Below are 15,248 nucleotides of genomic sequence, written 5' to 3'. Positions count from 1 at the left end.
TTACGTCACTTGGAGACGCTGACGGCCGATTCCTCGCCGAGCAGCTTGCCGTCCGAGGTCTCGAACTGCTTCTTGAACTCGGCGACCGCGTCGGCCATGGCCTGCAGCGTGTCGTCGGACATCTTGCCGCCCTCCCGGATGGAGGTGAGCAGGCCCTGCTCCTTGCGGTGCAGGTACTCCAGCAGCTCCTTCTCGAAGCGGCGGATGTCGTTGACCGGGACCTCGTCCATCTTGCCCGTGGTGCCGGCCCAGATGGAGACGACCTGGTCCTCGGTGGACATCGGCTGGTACTGCGGCTGCTTCAGCAGCTCGACCATGCGCTGACCGCGCTCCAGCTGCGCCTTCGACGCGGCGTCCAGGTCGGAACCGAAGGCGGCGAACGCCTCCAGCTCACGGAACTGGGCGAGGTCCACGCGCAGACGGCCGGAGACCTGGCGGATCGCCTTGTGCTGGGCGGAGCCACCGACTCGGGAGACCGAGATACCGACGTTCAGGGCCGGACGCTGACCGGCGTTGAACAGGTCGGACTCCAGGAAGCACTGGCCGTCGGTGATGGAGATGACGTTGGTCGGGATGAACGCCGAGACGTCGTTGGCCTTGGTCTCGACGATCGGCAGACCGGTCATCGAGCCGGCGCCCATGTCGTCGGAGAGCTTGGCGCAGCGCTCCAGCAGACGGGAGTGCAGGTAGAAGACGTCACCCGGGTAGGCCTCGCGGCCCGGCGGGCGGCGCAGCAGCAGGGACACGGCGCGGTAGGCGTCGGCCTGCTTCGAGAGGTCGTCGAAGACGATGAGGACGTGCTTGCCCTCGTACATCCAGTGCTGGCCGATGGCCGAACCGGTGTACGGCGCCAGGTACTTGAAGCCGGCCGGGTCGGACGCCGGAGCGGCGACGATGGTCGTGTACTCCAGGGCGCCGGCCTCTTCGAGGGCACCACGCACGGAGGCGATGGTCGAGCCCTTCTGACCGATGGCGACATAGATGCAGCGGACCTGCTTGTTCGGGTCGCCCGAGCGCCAGTTGTCGCGCTGGTTGATGATCGTGTCGACGGCCAGGGCGGTCTTGCCGGTCTGACGGTCGCCGATGATCAGCTGACGCTGACCACGGCCGATCGGGGTCATCGTGTCGACGGCCTTGTAGCCGGTCTCCATCGGCTCGTGCACCGACTTACGGACCATGACGCCCGGGGCCTGCAGCTCGAGGGCGCGGCGGCCGGACGTTTCGATCTCGCCGAGGCCGTCGATCGGCGTGCCGAGCGGGTCGACGACGCGGCCGAGGTAGCCCTCGCCGACGGCCACGGACAGGACCTCGCCGGTACGGGAGACCGGCTGGCCCTCCTCGATGCCGCTGAACTCGCCGAGGACGATGGCGCCGATCTCGCGCTCTTCCAGGTTGAGCGCGAGGCCGAGGGTGCCGTCCTCGAACTTCAGCAGTTCGTTGGCCATGGCCGAGGGCAGACCCTCGACCTTCGCGATGCCGTCGCCGGCAAGGGTGACCGTACCGACCTCCTCGCGCGAGGCCGCGTCCGGCTTGTACGACTGGACAAACGTCTCCAGCGCGTCCCGGATCTCCTCCGGCCGGATCGTGAGCTCCGCCATCTGGGTTCCCTGCTCTCCTTGTTGGGCCCGAAGTTTCACTTTGGGGGTCTGGGGGCGACCCCCAGGAATCCTCTGCACGGCCCAACCGGGCCGTAGGTACACGTACTGCTTATGTTGCTGCCTGTGAAGTTTGCCGCCTAGCTCGCCAGGCGGCGGCCGGCGTCCTCGATGCGGTCCGCGATCGAGCCGTTGATGACCTCGTCACCGACCTGCACCCGGATCCCGCCGAGGACCTCGGAGTCCACGTCCAGGTTGAGGTGCATCGTGCGGCCGTAGAGCTTCGCGAGGGCGGCACCCAGGCGCTGCTTCTGCGGGTCGCTCAGCGGAACCGCCGAGGTCACGACGGCCACCATGCGGTCCCGGCGCTCGGCGGCGAGCTTGGACAGGGACTCCAGTCCCGCTTCCAGGCTACGTCCCCGCGGCGCGGCGACAAGACGCGTCACCAGACGCTCGGTCGTCGCGGCGGACCGGCCGCCGAGCAGGCTGCGCAGCAGCTCGCCCTTGGCAGAGGTACCCGCCTTGCGGTTGGTCAACGCGGCACGCAGCTCGGTGTTCGAAGAGACGATCCGGCCGAAACGGAACAGTTCGTCCTCGACGCTGTCGAGCGTGCCGGCCCGCTGAGCGGCGGTGAGGTCGGCGAGGCTCGCCAGCTCCTCCAGCGCGTCCGCCAGGTCGCGCGACTGCGACCAGCGGGAGCGCACCATGCCGGCCACCAGGTCGGCGGTGGGGCCGCTGACCTGGGAGCCGAAGAGGCGCTGGGCCAGCTCGGCCTTGGCCTCTCCCGCCTGCGCCGGGTCGGTGAGGACCCGACGCAGCGACACCTCGCGGTCGAGCAGCGCGGTGACGGCGGCCAGCTCGTCGGCGAGCTTGGTCGCATCGACGGACGTGTTGTCCGTCAGCGCGTCGAGACGCTCACGTGCGGCTGCGGTTGCCTCGCGGCTCGCTCCGTGCGCTGTCATCGAGTCGCCTCTGCCTTCGAAGCGGCATCATCGAGCCCGTCCAGAAAACGGTCGATCACACGGCTCTGCCGCGCGTGGTCCTCGAGGGACTCACCGACGAGCTTGCCGGCCAGATCGGTGGCGAGCTTGCCGACGTCCTGGCGCAGCGCGGACGAGGCGGCCTTGCGGTCGGCCTCGATCTGGGAGTGACCGGCGGCGATGATCTCCTCACGCTGCCGCTGGCCCTCCGCGCGCATCTCGGCGATGAGCGCGGCACCCTGCTCCTGCGCCTCCTGGCGCAGACGCGCGGCCTCGTGACGGGCCTCGGCGAGCTGAGCCTTGTACTGCTCGAGCACGCTCTGGGCCTCGGTCTGGGCGGCCTCGGCCTTCTCGATACCGCCCTCGATGGCCTCGCGACGCTCTTCCAGAACCTTGTTGATGTTCGGGAGGAGCTTCTTGGCGAGGAAGCCGAAGACGATGACGAAGGCGATCAGGCCGATGACAAGCTCGGGAATCGGCGGAACGAGGGGATTCTCCATCTCCTCGGCCGCGATATTGAGCAGTTGGCTCATGTCAGTGCCTTTCGTCTAGTGGGCTGGTCGCTGGTGAGACGATCAGGTGCCGTAGACGAACGGCATGACCAGACCGATCAGGGCCAGCGCCTCACAGAAGGCGAAGCCGAGAATCTGGTTGGCTCGGATGAGGCCGGCGGCCTCGGGCTGACGGGCCAGCGCCTGGGTGCCGTTACCGAAGATGATGCCGACGCCGACGCCGGGACCGATGGCAGCGAGGCCGTAACCAACGGAGCCGAGCGAGCCGGAAACAGCGGCAAGGGTCTGGGACATGCCAGTTCTTCCTTTTCTTTACGGACCGGTGGGGGTTGGCCACCGGACGTCTGCGGGTGGGTGGGGTGTGCTCAGTGGTGCTCGGCGAGCGCGCCCTGGATGAAGCTGCACGTCAGGAGCACGAAGACGTACGCCTGAAGAGCCTGGATGAAGAGCTCGAAGGCCGTCATGACGATGACCATGATGAACGAGACGCCGGCGTAGGCGATGCCGATGCCGTTCAGCAGGTACCAGCTCGCGATCGTGAAGAGCAGCAGCAACGTGTGGCCCGCGAACATGTTCGCGAAGAGTCGGACCGCGTGCGTGAACGGGCGGACCAGCAGGTTCGAGAAGAACTCGATCGTCATGGACAGCGGCAGCACCGCACCGAGCGACTTGTCGTAGCCGGTGAAGTTCTTGAAGGCACCGACGAAGCCGTGCCTCTTGAAGGTCAGGGAGACCCACAGGACGTAGACGATCAGCGCTAGAACCAGGGGGTACGAGATGATCGACGTCACCGGGAACTGGGCGATCGGCACGATCGACCAGAGGTTCATCATCCAGATGAAGAAGAACAGCGAGACGACCAGCGGGACGTACTTCTCGCCTTCCTTCTTGCCGATGGTCTCGTAGACGACACCGCGGCGGATGAAGTCGTAGCCCGCCTCGGCCACCATCTGCAGCTTGCCCGGGACGACCTGCGGCTTGCGGAAGGCAGCCCAGAAGAAGCCGATGATGATGACGGAGCCGAGCAGCGCCAGCAGCATCGTCTTGTTGAAGTAGACGCTGCTGTCCGCGTCGCCCACGAGGGGCTCGAACAGGAACGAATGCAGGCCGGGAGCCGGGAAGCCACAGCCATCGAAGATGTGGCAGTCAGTCTCGAAGGCGAGCACCTGCGTCGGGTCAGCACTCACCGCGGGCTCCTTCATCGTGGCGCATAGGTACGGCAACCTCGTTGTGTCGGCGCGGCATGCAGCCGCGGTTCGGCACGGGACTGGTGTTACGGATGTGGGGGCGGCTGTGGGGCATCTCGCCTCGCGATTGAGCAGGCGTCAGCTCAGATGCCCGCGCCCGCGATGCCGCAGTTGGCACCGGACGATAGCAGGATCTCTCATGCGCCTTTATCCCGGCCCTACCCCTCACGACGAGTGCCCCGACTTTTCGGGCTTCGTGCCCGTCGACTCGGGTTCGACGTAGAGGATCTTGGCCTTCATGTGGGCGCGCGTCTGCGCGGCGATCCACACGAGGGTGCCGGCGACCAGAGAGATCGCGAAGGCCCGGGGGTGGAACAGGGTGGTGTTCTTGAAGGCGGCGAGGAAGATGAACAGCAGCAGGATCTGCGCCGCGTACAGCATCAAACCCATCGCCTGGAAGAGGTGCGGAAGCGATTTGGCAGTGCGCTGCAGAACGTAAAGACCGAGTCCCATGAACAGGATCACGACCAGCGTCGCGACGACCGCCCCGATCGCCCCCTTGCCACCGGCGACCACGCCGCTGACGACGGCGGCAATCGCGCCGACGGCAGCCGTGGGCACGGCGGCCTGGGCCAAGATCCGGACGTCGTTGGACGGCATGGCGGCAACTCCGCTTTCGCAGGGGGGCAGGGGTGTCGTCATGGACGAGCGTAGTCCCGGGCTGAGTGGGAACCTCACGCCAAGGGGCCGTCGCACTGCGGCCCTTCGGCTCTATCCCGGGTTCTCGTGAACCGTATCACAAACTATTTGATGTGGTCTTTACCTACTAGGTGTGCCCACTGTCACACATGAGAGTGAACCTGCGCGTCTGTGCAAGATCGTTGCCGACTTGTCTGGTATTGGGGCCGTTTGCGAACCCACCGGCGCTCCATGCGTTGGCAATGCTTTAGTCAGATTCTTACCTTGGGCGTCAGCGACGACCGTCAGCGCGACGTTTCGGCTTTACCCCGGTCCAGGAGACGCGGACGAGCGCCGAGGGCGGTCGCTCCGTTGACTCCTGACACACCGGCCGCAACCGGAGTGCGCTGCTCCTCCTCGTCCGGAGCCGTCTGAGCCGTCTGAGCCGTCTGAGCCATCGCTGCCTCGGGCTCCTCCACCGCATCGACCACCGGACGGCGGCGGTAGCGCGGCGGCACGAACGCCTGCGCCCAGCGCGGGGCACGCGGGGTGAAGCGGGGCAGCAGGAGCAGCACCAGGCCGATCGCACTGAGGAAGACCACGCACAGCACGATCCACATGGACGCCGAGTTCACGGAGTACGCGAGCGCGCCGAACGCGATCAGCGCCGACCAGAAGTACATGATCAGCACCGCGCGGCTGTGTGAGTGGCCGATCTCCAGCAGGCGGTGGTGCAGGTGGCCGCGGTCGGCGGCGAACGGCGACTGCCCCTTCCAGGTCCGGCGCACGATCGCCAGCACCAGGTCGGCGGTCGGCACCGCGATGATCGTCAGCGGCAGCAGCAGCGGGATGTAGACGGGGACCGTCTGGTGCACGGCCTCCTTCTCGGACCCGGCGTACAGGTTGAGCGCGTCCGGGTCGACCTGTCCGGTGATGGAGATGGCGCCCGCGGCCAGCACCAGGCCGATGAGCATCGAGCCCGAGTCGCCCATGAAGATCCGCGCCGGGTGCATGTTGTGCGGCAGGAAGCCCAGGCACATGCCCATCAGGATGGCCGAGAAGAGCGTTGCCGGGGCGGCGGCCTCGATGCCGTAGGACACCCAGACCCGGTAGGCGTACAGGAAGAACGCGGCCGACGCGATGCACACCATGCCGGCCGCGAGGCCGTCGAGTCCGTCGACGAAGTTCACCGCGTTGATGGTGATGACGACCAGCGCCACCGTCAGCAGGGTGCCCTGCCACTGGGTCAGCGCGACGTTGCCCACGGTCGGGATCGGCAGCCACAGGATGGTCAGACCCTGCATGACCATGACGCCGGCGGCGATCATCTGGCCACCCAGCTTGATCAGGGCGTCGATCTCGAACTTGTCGTCCAGGACGCCGATCAGCCAGATCAGGGCCGCGCCGGAGAGCAGGGCGCGCGGTTCGTTGGACTTGGAGAAGACCTCGTTGAGGTTGGCCAGGTGGTCGGCGACCAGCAGACCCGCGCACAGGCCGAAGAACATGGCGATCCCGCCGAGCCGCGGAGTCGGTTCCCGGTGCACGTCACGGGCCCTGATCTCCGGCATCGCTCCGGCCACGATCGCGAACTTCCGTACCGGCCCTGTCAGCAGATACGTCACCGCGGCCGTCACGCAGAGCGTCAGCAGGTATTCACGCACAGGCTTCCCCACAGGTCTCGCTGGCCATCTCAGCCCCACACACTAGCGACGCGCGCATATGGTTGGGGACTTCCGGGTAGCGACGATGGTTGCACGTACGGCTGTGTACGGAATCGCGTCTACCCCCGCTCAACCGGGATACGGCGGAAATCCGCCGACCAGCTCCCGCACTTCTTCACGGGCCTTCTGGCTCTCGATCTCACCCCTGAGCACCTGGCCGAACAGTACGCCGATCCGCGTCATCTCCGCCTCCCCCATGCCCTGCGTGGTCGCGGCGGCCGTCCCCAGGCGCAGGCCACGGGCGTCGGCGTGCGGCAGCGCACAGCAGTCGAGCACCATCCCGGCGGCCAGGAGGCGCCCGCGCGCGGTGCGTCCGTCGACGCCGAGCGGCGCCGGGTCGGCCGTCACCAGGTGGGTGTCGGTGCCGCCGGTGGTGACGACGAGCCCTTCGGCGGCCAGTGCGGCCGCGAGCGCCCTGGCGTTGGCGACCACCTGATGGGCGTACGCGGTGAAGGCCGGTGTCGCCGCCTCGCCGAACGCGACGGCCTTGGCGGCGATGGTGTGCATCTGCGCTCCGCCCTGCGTGAACGGGAAGACGGCCCGGTCGACCCGCTCGGCGAGCTCGCCGCCGCACAGGATCATCCCGCCGCGCGGCCCGCGCAGCACCTTGTGGGTGGTGGCGCACACGACATCGGCGTACGGCACCGGGTTCGGGGCCGCTCCCCCGGCGACGAGCCCGATGGGATGGGCGGCGTCCGCGATCAGATACGCCCCCACCTCGTCGGCGACGTCCCGGAAGAAGGCGTAGTCGATGTGCCGGGGGTAGGCGATCGAGCCGCACACGAGGGCCTTGGGACGGTGGGTGCGCGCCAGCGTCCGGACCTGGTCGTAGTCGATGAGCCCGGTCTCCGCGTCCACCCCGTACCCGACGAAGTCGAACCAGCGGCCGGAGAAGTTGGCGGGTGAGCCGTGCGTGAGGTGACCGCCGTACGGCAGCCCGAGGGCGAGCACGGTGTCCCCGGGGCGCAGCAGCGCGGCGTACGCGGCCAGGACGGCCGACGAGCCCGAATGGGACTGCACGTTGGCGTGCTCGGCGCCGAACAGCGCCTTGGCCCGCTCCACGGCGAGGCGTTCGGCGACGTCGACGATCTCGCAGCCGCCGTGGTGCCGGGCCCCCGGGTACCCCTCCGCGTACTTGTTGGCGAGCGGCGAGCCGAGCGCGGCGAGCACGGCCGGCGAGGTGAAGTTCTCGGCGGCGATCAGCTGCAGCGTCGTCGCCTGCCGGTCGGCTTCTCCGAGCAGGATCTCGGCCAGCTCGGGGTCCTGCCGCAGCAGGACATCAGCCGTCTCAGGGGCATGCGTGACCGACATGGCGAACTCCGGGCGTCGACAGTGACGTACGTCCAATGTAGGCCCGGGGCGGGTGGGGTGCTCGGTTGTTACGTCTTTGCGGGGACGCCCGTGAGCGCCGTGACGACGGGATCGATCGCCTCGTTTATCTCGTCCCCGACCGCCCGGAAGAACGTCAAGGGCGCCCCGTACGGGTCGTACACCTCGTCCGCCTCCGCCGTCGGCGCCAGGAGCCACCCGCGTAGAGCCGCCGCGGCGCGCACCAGCGCACGCGCGCGTGCCACCACGCCGCCCTCCAGAGGAGGCAGGGTGGCCGTGTCGATCGCCTTCACCAGGCGGGTGAACTCCTTCAGGGTGAAGGTTCTCAGGCCAGCCGAGTGGCCCATGGAGATGACCTGGGCGCGGTGGTCCCGGGTCGCGGTCAGGACCAGGTCCGCCATGATGACGTGCTCGTCGAGCAGTTCGCGACCGACGAAGCCGGAGGCGTCCGCGCCGAAGTCGGCCAGCACGGTCTCCGCGTTGGCCTCCATGGGCGCGCCCTCGTGGCCCCAGGTGCCCGCGCTCTCCACGATCAGCCCGCCCCACAGCGGGTCGCCGAGCCGGTCCGCCAGGGCATGGCGGGTCAGCCGCTCGGTGATCGGCGAGCGGCACACGTTGCCGGTGCTGACGTGGAGGATGCGGAAGCTGTCACGCGGAAGGCCGCCCTGGTGCATGTGGCCCCCCGTCTCGTCCCCGTTGCCTATGCCACGCCCCGCGTCAGGGGCCGTCAATTCGCCACCTCGAGGTCGGGTACGACCTTCCTGAGCTCGTCCGCGGAGATCGCGCCCTCGCGCAGCAGAAGGGGCACCTCGCGGGTGACGTCGACGATCGAGGACGGGACGTTGCCCGGGGTCGGGCCGCCGTCGAGGTACACAGAGACCGAGTCGCCGAGCATCTCCTGCGCGGCGTCGCAGTCCTCCGGCGCCGGGTGGCCCGTCAGGTTCGCCGACGACACGGCCATCGGGCCGACCTCCGTCAGCAGTTCGATGGCGACCGGGTGCAACGGCATGCGGACGGCGACCGTGCCGCGGGTGTCGCCCAGGTCCCACTGGAGGGACGGCTGGTGCTTGGCGACGAGCGTGAGCGCGCCCGGCCAGAAGGCGTCGACCAGTTCCCAGGCCAGCTCGGAGAAGTCCGTGACGAGGCCGTGCAGGGTGTTCGGGGAGCCGATGAGGACGGGCGTGGGCATGTTGCGGCCCCGGCCCTTGGCCTCGAGGAGGTCGGCCACGGCCTCCGAGGAGAACGCGTCGGCGCCGATGCCGTACACCGTGTCGGTCGGCAGCACCACGAGCTCGCCACGGCGGACGGCGGACGCGGCCTCGCGCAGACCGGTCGTGCGGTCGGTCGCGTCGTTGGTGTCGTATCGCCGTGCCATATCTAGCGGGCCTCCTCGTACACGTACTGCTGCGGAAACGAAGTGTGGGGCGTGCTCACGGCAGCGCCTTGCGCGCGGTCGCGAAGCGCGGACGGTTGTTGAGGTCGGGGTGGTCGGCCGCATCGGCCCAGCCCCGCTCCTCGGTGAAGATCCACGGCACCTGGCCGCCCTGGGTGTCGGCGTGCTCGATGACCACGACACCGCCGGGGCGCAGCAGACGGTGTGCGGTGCGCTCCAGGCCGCGGATGAGGTCGAGGCCGTCCTCGCCCGAGAACAGGGCGAGTTCGGGATCGTAGTCCCGCGCCTCGGGAGCGACGTACTCCCACTCGGTCAGCGGGATGTACGGCGGGTTGGAGATGACCAGGTCGACCTGGCCGTCGAGGTCGGGGAAGGCGTCCAGGGCGTTGCCCTGACGCAGGTCGACCCTGGAGCCCTCCACGTTCTTGCGGGTCCACCGCAGGGCGTCCTCGGACAGCTCCACGGCGTGCACCCGGGAGCGCGGGACCTCCTGGGCGAGCGCGAGCGCGATGGCGCCGGAGCCGGTGCACAGGTCGACGATGCACGGCTCGACGACGTCCATCGCGCGGACGGCGTCTATGGCCCACCCGACGACGGACTCCGTCTCGGGCCGGGGCACGAACACCCCCGGTCCGACCTGGAGTTCCAGGTACCGGAAGAAGGCCCGCCCGGTGATGTGCTGGAGCGGCTCGCGCTGCTCACGGCGCGCGATGACCTCCCAGTAGCGGGCGTCGAAGTCCGAGTCCTTGACGGAGTGCAGCTCGCCCCGCTTCACGCCGTGCACGAACGCGGCGAGCTCCTCCGCGTCGTTGCGCGGCGAGGGCACGCCGGCGTCGGCCAGCCGCTGGGTGGCCTGGGCCACCTCTGCGAGCAGCAGGTTCACGCAAGTCCTCCGTGTCGTCCTCGTGGGCCCTCGTACGTGCCTTATGCGGCTGCCAGTTTGGCCGCCGAGTCCGCGTCGACGCACGCCTGGATCACCGCGTCGAGTTCGCCGTCCAGGACCTGGTCCAGGTTGTACGCCTTGAATCCGACGCGGTGGTCCGAGATGCGGTTCTCCGGGAAGTTGTACGTGCGGATCTTCTCGGAGCGGTCGACGGTGCGGACCTGGCTGCGGCGGGCGTCGGCGGCGTTCCTCTCCGCCTCCTCCTGCGCGATGGCGAGCAGCCTGGAGCGCAGGATACGCAGTGCCTGCTCCTTGTTCTGCAGCTGGCTCTTCTCGTTCTGGCAGGAGGCGACGACTCCGGTCGGAATGTGCGTGATGCGCACGGCGGAGTCGGTGGTGTTGACGGACTGTCCGCCGGGGCCGGAGGAGCGGTAGACGTCGATGCGCAGATCGTTGGGGTTGATCTCGACGTCGACCTCTTCGGCCTCGGGCGTGACGAGCACGCCGGCCGCGGAGGTGTGGATACGGCCCTGGGACTCGGTCGCCGGCACGCGCTGCACCCGGTGCACGCCGCCCTCGTACTTCAGCCGGGCCCACACGCCCTGTCCGGGCTCCGTGGCGCCCTGGCCGCCCTTGGTCTTCACGGCGACCTGGACGTCCTTGTAGCCGCCCAGCTCGGACTCGGTGGCGTCGATGATCTCGGTCTTCCAGCCGACCCGCTCGGCGTACCGCAGGTACATGCGCAGCAGATCACCGGCGAAGAGCGCCGATTCGTCGCCGCCGGCGCCGGCCTTGATCTCGAGGATGACGTCCTTGTCGTCGCTGGGGTCGCGCGGGACGAGCAGCAGGCGCAGCTTCTCCGTCAGCTCCTCGCGCTGCTTCTCCAGTTCCTTGACCTCGGCGGCGAAGTCGGGGTCGACGGCGGCGTACTCGCGCCCGGTCTCGATGTCGTCGCCCGTCTGCTTCCAGGAGCGGTACGTGGCGACGATCGGGGTGAGCTCGGCGTACCGCTTGTTCAGCTTGCGCGCGTTGGCCTGGTCGGAGTGGACCGACGGGTCGGCGAGCTTCTTCTCCAGGTCGGCGTGCTCGGCGATGAGTTCCTCGACGGCCTCGAACATCTTGGGCTCCTGAAATACATACGAAGGGAAGGCGGGCGACCAAAAACGCCGGTCCCGGCGCGCCCTGAAGTGGGGCGCGGCCGTGGACCGGCGCTAGGGCCTGCCCGGCGGATCAGGTCGGAGGAAAGCCGCCGTACCTGATCAATGCCGGTGAGCGGAGCCTGGTGCGTGCAGCCGCAGGGCGGAGGAGGGAGTCGGAGCGACGGGGGTCCCCCCGCGCGGGGTTGTTCGAGCGTGGGGGATTCGGCGACCGACGACAACGCCGCAGATGCGCGTGCCAGGCTCCGCGTCTCCGACAGGATCCGCCGGGCAGGCCCTAGGGGGCTCGCTACTTCTTGGAGCCGGCGGAAGCCTTGCCGAAGCGGGCCTCGAAGCGGGCCACACGGCCACCGGTGTCGAGGATCTTCTGCTTGCCCGTGTAGAAGGGGTGGCACTCGGAGCAGACATCGGCACGGATGGAGCCGGACTCGATGGTGCTGCGGGTGGTGAACGACGCGCCGCAGGTGCAGCTGACCTGCGTCTCGACGTACGCGGGGTGGATGTCGCGCTTCAAGGTGTCTCCTAGATTTCGGGAGGGCGCCGGGTCGCAGCCGCGGGATGCGGGAGCGTGAACCGGAGCCGACGTACCAGTCTGCCAGGACTGGGGCCATCCCCCAAAACCAGGGGGTGCGGTTGTGTATTCCCCGAGGGCGTCAGGGGGTGCTGACGACGCCGTCGGCTTCGCCGGTGGCCGTGCCTTCCGTGGCCGACTTCGGGATCGCCTTGTCGTTCTCCAGGGCCTTCCACACCTGCTTGGCCTTCGCTTCCTCGACGATGACTCGGTTGGGGTCGGCCGGGTCGTACTGGACCGGCATCGTGACCATGTGCATGTTGGACGAGCTGATGCCCTTCAGTCCGTTCGCGAACGACATCAGCTTGTTCACCGAGCCCAGGTCGGAGTCGGTCGTCACGGCCTTCGTGGCGGTGTTGGCGAGGTCGTACAGCTTCGTGCCGCTGCCGAACAGGTTGATGCTCTTGACCTGGTTGATCAGCGCCTTGATGAAGGCCTGCTGGAGCTGGATGCGGCCGAGGTCGGAGCCGTCGCCGACGCCGTGCCGCGTGCGGACCAGGCCGAGGGCCTGCTCGCCGGTGAGGGTGTGCGGGCCGGCCTTCAGGTTCAGGTGGCTGTCGGGGTCGTCGATGTCCTTGGTCGTGGTGACCTTGACTCCGCCGAGCTCGTCGATGAGCTTCTCGAAGCCGCTGAAGTCGACCTCTAGGTAGTGGTCCATGCGGATGCCGCTGATGGACTCGACGGTCTTCACCGCGCAGGCCGCGCCGCCGGTGGAGTACGCGGAGTTGAACATCACGCCGTCCGCCGCGTCGTGCGTGTCGCCCTTGGCGTCGACGCACTCGGGGCGGTCGATGATGGTGTCGCGCGGGATGGAGACCACGCTGGCCTTCTTGTGGCCCTTGTAGACGTGCACGATCATCGCGGTGTCGGAGCGGGCGCTGCCGTCGTCGACGCCGCCGCCGAGCTTCTTGTTGCTGCCGGCGCGGGTGTCGGAGCCGAGCACGAGGATGTTCTCGGAGCCGTTGTCGACCTTGGTCGGCCGGTCGGTGCCGAGCGCGGAGTCGATGTCGACGCTCTTGATGTTGCCGTTGAGCTTGAAGTACAGGTATCCGGCCCCCGTGCCGCCCAGCACGACGATGCCCGCGGCCGTCCACGCCATGATCAGGACGCCCTTGCGCTTTCCGCGGGGCTTGCGGCGGCGGCCCTTCGCGCGGCGGCGCGGGCCGGTGGTGCCGGACCCACCCGGTATGCCGGGCTCCGGCGTGCTCTCGGCGGACATGTGCTCCTCGAATCTCGTCCGGTCGGTTACCCCCTGCTTTCAGGGTCAGGCGTGGTCGAAGCGACCTTTACCGCACCATCGTCGCTCCGCCTGGTCAGACGGGGAAACTCGGGAAAGGGTTGCACGACGGACTGCGCCCACCCTGTGTGCGGGCGGGCACAGTCCGTCGTCACCGAAGCGCGATGATCGTCGCTCACCTGCGGATTCAGCCAAAGATGTCGTACTGCTTGAAATCGGTACCGACGGAGATCCTTGTGGCAAAGATCTCGCTTGTGGCCTTTCCGGTGCCCTTGTACAGATAGAGCGTGCCGCCGGGCGTGCGGGCCAGGAAGTCGGCCTTGCCGTCACCGGTGACGTCCCCGACCGCGTCGAAGGCGTTGTACGTCGTGCCGCTCCAGGTGCGCACCTTGATCCGGCCGGAGAAGGCTCCGGCGCCGGACTTGCCGGTGCCCTTGTACAGGTACACGGAGCCGTTGCTCTTGCCGCGCGCGATCAGGTCGGTCCTGCCGTCGCCGGTGAAGTCGCCGTGGCCGCGCAGCGAGTTGTACTGGTTCCAGCCCGAGCCCACCTTCACCCGGGTCGCGAAGGCGCCGTTGCCCTTGCCGGGGTAGATCCACAGGACGCCGGCGGAGTCGACCGAGAGCAGGTCGGGCAGGTAGTCGCCGGTGACGTCTCCGGGGGTGAGGATGCGGGTGCGGGTCTTCCAGTTGTCGAAGATCTGCTTGGGGTCGGCCCAGCTCTCGGTGGCCGGGACGTAGCGCCACCAGAAGACGTCACCGGTGGAGGCCACGCGGTAGACGAAGTCCTGGTAGCCGTCCCGGTTGAGGTCGGTCTGCAGGACGACGTTGACGCCGCTCCAGTTGCCCCAGGACTGGCGGGCGCCGAAGGAGGTGCCCTTGGAGTCCTTCTCGTAGCCGGTCTTCGAGGAGGCGTTGCGCACCCACAGGTCGGCCCTGTGGTCACCGCTGAGGTTGGTGTCGTCGATGCGCGGGTAGGCGGCGCCGACGTATGTGCTGACCTTGGTGAAGACGCTGTACGCGCCCTTCGTGACGCAGTTCGTCACGCCCCAGGAGACGACGCCGACAATGCGGTTGTTCACCACCAGCGGGCCGCCGGAGTCGCCGTTGCAGGCGGAGGTGGTGCCGGTGTCGCTGCCGGTGGCGGGCTTGCCCGCGCAGACCATGTGGCCCTTGACGAACTTGGTGCCGTAGTAGCGCGCGCAGGTGGTGTCGGACTGGACGGGCAGCGTGGCCGTCTTCAGCGTCTGGGAGACGGCCTGGTCGGTGGAGCTGGTGCGGCCCCAGCCGTAGACCTTGGCGCTGGTGCCGGCGGCGTACGAGGCCGTGTCGCCGGACGTTGTCATGCGGATCGCGGGGGCCTTGACGGGGTTGGGCAGGGTCAGCACCGCGAGGTCGTTGTCGATGGTCCGCGCGTTGTACGACGGGTGGTACCACTGCCGCCAGACGCCGCTGGCGGTGCCGCCGTGCAGGTCGTCCTCCGAAGGCAGCTGGGAGGTACCGGTCACGATGGCGCCGTGGGCCTTCCAGTCGTAGCCCTTGACACAGTGCGCGGCGGTGAGGATCTTCGTCGGCGCGACGACGGCACCTCCGCAGAAGAAGCCTGTGTCGTCGCTCTCGTCGGCGGTGCCCTTGGTGTCGCTGTACCAGAGCTGGGCCATCCACGGGGCCGTGGTGATGGTGGTCGTCGTACCGCCGATGATCATCGGGCTGACGGTGCCGGTGCCGGCGCTCAGGGACGACTTGGACGTCGTACCGCCCGGGGTGTCGTCGGCCTCCGTCGCGTCGGCGATCCGCCGTTCCAGCTCGGCGAGCGAGGGAGAGTCGGCGACGGTGGCCCTGGCCGGCGGCCGCGGCTTCGGTGAGCCGGTGGCGGCGTCCGCGGACGAGGTCAGCAGCGCCGCGGCGACGGCGGCGACGACGCCGGCCGCGCCGACGGGCAGGGCTATCCGTATCCGACGTCTGTGCCGTCCGCCGCCCCCGGACATGGGTGTACCCACGTAAGT

The 15,248-nt window shown here is 68.7% G+C and carries 15 protein-coding genes; all 15 read right to left on the bottom strand.

Annotation, left to right across the window (positions count from 1 at the left end; translation table 11 throughout):
* Positions 1-5: 5 nt before the first annotated feature.
* The 15 genes from atpA to ABT063_RS38820 all read right to left on the bottom strand — a co-directional run bounded on the left by atpA (position 6) and on the right by ABT063_RS38820 (position 15,230).
* Entirely contained in the window at positions 6-1,598 is a 1,593-nt protein-coding gene (atpA, locus tag ABT063_RS38890; RefSeq protein WP_351065328.1) for a F0F1 ATP synthase subunit alpha, read from the bottom strand.
* A gap of 137 nt (positions 1,599-1,735) precedes the next feature.
* The gene (locus ABT063_RS38885) at positions 1,736-2,557 is read right to left on the bottom strand and encodes a F0F1 ATP synthase subunit delta (RefSeq protein WP_351065326.1); all 822 of its coding nucleotides are present in this window, start codon (positions 2,555-2,557) and stop codon (positions 1,736-1,738) included.
* Entirely contained in the window at positions 2,554-3,108 is a 555-nt protein-coding gene (locus ABT063_RS38880; RefSeq protein ID WP_351065324.1) for a F0F1 ATP synthase subunit B, read from the bottom strand. Before ABT063_RS38880 ends, ABT063_RS38885 begins: the two co-directional genes overlap by 4 nt.
* Positions 3,109-3,150: 42 nt before the next feature.
* Positions 3,151-3,381: an ATP synthase F0 subunit C gene (gene atpE, locus ABT063_RS38875; protein ID WP_073889576.1), complete on the bottom strand. Its 231-nt coding sequence runs from the start codon at positions 3,379-3,381 to the stop codon at positions 3,151-3,153.
* A gap of 71 nt (positions 3,382-3,452) precedes the next feature.
* Positions 3,453-4,289: a F0F1 ATP synthase subunit A gene (gene atpB / locus ABT063_RS38870; protein ID WP_351065322.1), complete on the bottom strand. Its 837-nt coding sequence runs from the start codon at positions 4,287-4,289 to the stop codon at positions 3,453-3,455.
* A gap of 210 nt (positions 4,290-4,499) precedes the next feature.
* Positions 4,500-4,934 carry a Cg1360 family ATP-synthase-associated protein gene (locus ABT063_RS38865; RefSeq protein ID WP_351065321.1) on the bottom strand — a complete coding sequence of 145 codons (435 nt, stop codon included), beginning with the start codon at positions 4,932-4,934 and terminating at the stop codon, positions 4,500-4,502.
* Positions 4,935-5,257: 323 nt separating this feature from the next.
* Positions 5,258-6,613: an MraY family glycosyltransferase gene (locus tag ABT063_RS38860; protein ID WP_351065319.1), complete on the bottom strand. Its 1,356-nt coding sequence runs from the start codon at positions 6,611-6,613 to the stop codon at positions 5,258-5,260.
* A gap of 129 nt (positions 6,614-6,742) precedes the next feature.
* Positions 6,743-7,984, bottom strand: a complete 1,242-nt coding sequence (gene glyA, locus ABT063_RS38855; protein WP_351065317.1) for a serine hydroxymethyltransferase — start codon at positions 7,982-7,984, stop codon at positions 6,743-6,745.
* 68 nt (positions 7,985-8,052) lie between these two features.
* Positions 8,053-8,733 carry an arsenate reductase/protein-tyrosine-phosphatase family protein gene (locus ABT063_RS38850; RefSeq protein WP_351065315.1) on the bottom strand — a complete coding sequence of 227 codons (681 nt, stop codon included), beginning with the start codon at positions 8,731-8,733 and terminating at the stop codon, positions 8,053-8,055.
* Complete coding sequence (locus tag ABT063_RS38845) at positions 8,730-9,377, bottom strand: L-threonylcarbamoyladenylate synthase (protein WP_351065314.1); 648 nt, start codon at positions 9,375-9,377, stop codon at positions 8,730-8,732. The genes ABT063_RS38850 and ABT063_RS38845 overlap by 4 nt, the downstream gene beginning before the upstream one ends.
* 55 nt (positions 9,378-9,432) lie before the next feature.
* Entirely contained in the window at positions 9,433-10,278 is an 846-nt protein-coding gene (gene prmC, locus ABT063_RS38840; RefSeq protein WP_351065312.1) for a peptide chain release factor N(5)-glutamine methyltransferase, read from the bottom strand.
* A gap of 41 nt (positions 10,279-10,319) precedes the next feature.
* Complete coding sequence (gene prfA, locus ABT063_RS38835; protein ID WP_351065310.1) at positions 10,320-11,396, bottom strand: peptide chain release factor 1; 1,077 nt, start codon at positions 11,394-11,396, stop codon at positions 10,320-10,322.
* Positions 11,397-11,724: 328 nt separating this feature from the next.
* Positions 11,725-11,949 (bottom strand): 50S ribosomal protein L31, encoded by a 225-nt coding sequence (gene rpmE, locus ABT063_RS38830; RefSeq protein WP_124436731.1) that lies wholly within the window; start codon positions 11,947-11,949, stop codon positions 11,725-11,727.
* A gap of 139 nt (positions 11,950-12,088) precedes the next feature.
* Positions 12,089-13,225 (bottom strand): LCP family protein, encoded by a 1,137-nt coding sequence (locus ABT063_RS38825; RefSeq protein WP_351065308.1) that lies wholly within the window; start codon positions 13,223-13,225, stop codon positions 12,089-12,091.
* Between the two features lie 205 nt (positions 13,226-13,430).
* Entirely contained in the window at positions 13,431-15,230 is a 1,800-nt protein-coding gene (locus tag ABT063_RS38820; RefSeq protein WP_351065403.1) for a trypsin-like serine protease, read from the bottom strand.
* Positions 15,231-15,248: the final 18 nt, after the last annotated feature.

The sequence above is a fragment of the Streptomyces sp. NPDC002838 genome, assembly GCF_040295365.1.
GTDB lineage: Bacteria > Actinomycetota > Actinomycetes > Streptomycetales > Streptomycetaceae > Streptomyces.
Note: the sequence above shows the minus strand (reverse complement) of the source record. Positions and strands in the feature narration are given on the sequence as shown.